Here is a 3148-nt window from a genome sequence, read left to right on the forward strand (position 1 = left end):
TGCGCTCGCCAGTGGCGGGCTCGGCGGCAATGGCGGCGAGGGTGGCGACGTCGCCGTGATCCGCACCGGCACGATCACGACGACGGGCAAGGATTCGATTGCCATCATCGCGCAATCGGTCGGCGGCGGCGGCGGCTTCGGTGGCGCCGGCTTTGGCCGTTTCGGCGCCGGCGACGATGGCGGCGGCCCGAACGCCATCGGCTTCAACACCCCTGGCGGCACCAAGGGCACCGGCGGCAAGGTCACCATCATCCAGGACGGTGAGATCGAGACGGACGGCGACCGCGCCCATGGTATTATCGCGCAGGCTGTCGGCGGCGGTGGTGGCGCTGGTGGCATGGCCTCACTGGCGATGGGCCAATCGGCTGCCGGTTCTCAGGGCGGCATCGGCGACGCAGCCGCTGCCGCTGCGACGGCGATGAGCCAGGTCTGGGTCAAGGGCGCAAGCTCCTACGCGCTGTTCGGGCAGAGCGCCACGGGCCAGGGCAATTCCGGCGCCGTCGATTTGATCGCAGAGGGCAGCCTGTTCGCGCAGGGTGCCGACTCGGTCGCGGCCTATGCCGAAAGCACGGCCAGCGGATTGAAGGGCAACATCAGCTTGGACCTGAAAGGCCAGTATGCGATAGGCGGCGGCGGCACCGGCGTGGCGGCGATGCTGGTCGGCGGTCAGAACAATACGCTGAACAATAACAGCCTGACTTATGCGATGGGGCTGACGGGATCCTTTTCTTTCCAGAATGAGGCAGACCTGGCCGAATACCTCCAGGAGCTTGCGGCCGGTGGACCCGTTGCCCCGAAGAAGGCGATCCTGGAATCGCTGCTGGACGATTTCAGCCCGTTGTCGATCACCGGCACCTCGGGCAACGATCTGGTCAACAATCAAAGGACAGCCAGCACGCTTGGCCGCGTTATCGGCAATATCGATCTCGGCGGCGGCATAAACGGTTTCCACAACTTCGCCAATTCCTCGATGGTCGGCCTCAAGACCATCGACCTCGGCGGCGGCACCTTCCTCAACGACGGCCTGATGACCAACAAGGGTATCGCGGTCGTGGAGACAGTTGATGTGACCGGCGGCTTCACCCAAATGGCCACCGGCGATTTCGTCACCGACGTCGATCTCAACAATCAGATCACCGACGCCCTTGCCTTGACCGGCGCCGGCGACTTCAACGGCGAGGCGCCGCTCAACTTCCTGTCGATCGACAAGCTGTTTACCGAATATCTGCTGGCGAAGGGCTCCTCGATGGTCGATTCCGGCATCACGCCGACGACCTTGCATCCGGCGGTCGGCTTCAATTTCCTGACCAGGGTGGACGACGGCACCGATCTCGTTCTCTACGCCGACAATCCGACCTTCCTGGAACTGGCGCAGGATCCCAACTCCGGCACCAACGACCCGGGCGTGTTCGAGATGGCGCAGTATCTCGACGATGTCGAGGCGTCGTCGAGCCCGGACAATCCGATGGCGCGCCTGATCAATATGCTGCGGTTCCTGCCGGATGAGGCGTCACTCGGCGCAGCGCTGACGCGACTGACGCCGCATTACGCGGTGCATGCGTTCGAGATGGTCAACCGCTCGGCCGACATCATGCTGGAAACGGCGCGCGAATGCACCGGCGTTCCCGCATACAGCAATCCCGACGGGCGCTGCGTCTGGGGCGTGATCAGCCCGCAGGCCGACTACAACCGGGACGCCGGGGCGGGAACGACCAGCCGCGACGATGTGTTGAAGACGATGTCGTTCGGCGCCATTGGCGAGGTCAACCAAAACTGGTCGCTGGGCGGCACGATCGGGCGGACAGAGTTCGATTCCGAGATCCATTTCAACCAGGATCTGCTGTCGACCACCCAGGGTGAATCCTGGCAGGCCTACGCGTTGGCGAAATACGAGAACAAGAACTATTTCGTCGACTTCGCCGTTGGCGGCGGCACCGGCATGTTCGACGGCCAACGCGACACGCATGTCGACCAGGTCGGCTATATTCCCGGCGAAACGCTCGAAGGCGTCTATCTGCCGGAACTGCTGCTCGAGGGCATCGGCAACAGCGTCACCTATACGCAAAGGACCGCCCAGTTCGGCGGCTCGGCACGGTTCGGCGTGACCCAGCAGATGGGCGCGTTCTACCTGCAGCCGACCTTGCAATTCGATGCACGCTGGCTTCGCGTCTCCGGCAAGGAAGAGGGTTCGGTTGCCGCCTTCAATTTCGACGACAGTTCCAACACCTATTATTCCGCGACGCCAGGCCTCGAGCTCGGCACCGACATCGCGCTTAGCGACATCGCCAGCCTTCGCGTCTACGGAAAGGCAGGCGTGGAGTTCTCGAACAAGAAGTGGGAGATCGAGGGCCAATTCGCGGCCGCGGAAGATCTGCCCGGCAATCCGGCGCTGCACTTGACACAGGAGGTCGATTCGCCGCTCTATCGCGTCGGTGCCGGCCTCGAACTCAATGGCGTGAACGGCGTCGGCATGGCCGTCAGGTACAATGGCGCCTTCGGGGAAACAGTAAAACAGAACGCGGTCAGCGCGTCCCTCAAGGTCAGCTTCTAGCTGGCTTGAGGTGGAGGGCAAGAGGGGGTCTTCATGAGAAAGCGGGCGTATTTCGCTGCTGTGCTGGGCATCGCCTTCATCGCCGGCCTGCCGGCGGCAATGGCATTGGCCCAGACCAAGACCGACAAAGCCGTGCCGGCCGACGTGGCCAAGCCGCCGCAACTGCCCGGTGGCGCGTCGGCCCTGTCCGAGACGCATGGCGACTGGACGGTCAATTGCCAGATCATTGGCAAAACCAAGGCATGCAGCCTGTCGCATCAGCAGTTCAACAAGCAGAACGGCCAGCGCCTTCTGGCGATAGAATTGGCGACCAAGGCCGCAGAGCAAGCCGACGGCACCTTGGCGCTGCCGTTCGGGCTGGCCCTGGCCAAGGGCATCAATCTCGAAGTTGACGACAAGAAGCTGGAGGGCATCCTGCAGTTCAGCACCTGTCAGGCCGTCGGTTGCCTGGTTCCCGTGACATTCGACGCGAAAATCACGCCGCTGCTCAAGGCCGCCACCATTTTGAAGATCAACGCGGTCGCGGTCGATACGGGCCAGCCGATCAGCTTTCCCATCTCGTTTGCCGGCTTCTGCTTGAAAAAAAAAAAAAACAAA

General features: G+C 62.9%; 2 protein-coding genes. Both read left to right on the top strand.

Annotated elements, in window-relative coordinates:
• Positions 1 to 2551 (top strand): autotransporter outer membrane beta-barrel domain-containing protein (locus EOC93_RS33115; protein ID WP_164759386.1); only part of this gene is annotated, 2551 nt, incomplete at its 5' end.
• A gap of 33 nt (positions 2552 to 2584) precedes the next feature.
• The coding region (locus tag EOC93_RS33120; protein ID WP_127206715.1) for an invasion associated locus B family protein at positions 2585 to 3148 on the top strand (564 nt) is incomplete at its 3' end.

It is taken from the genome of Mesorhizobium sp. M6A.T.Ce.TU.002.03.1.1 (genome assembly GCF_003997275.1).
Taxonomy (GTDB): domain Bacteria; phylum Pseudomonadota; class Alphaproteobacteria; order Rhizobiales; family Rhizobiaceae; genus Mesorhizobium; species Mesorhizobium mediterraneum.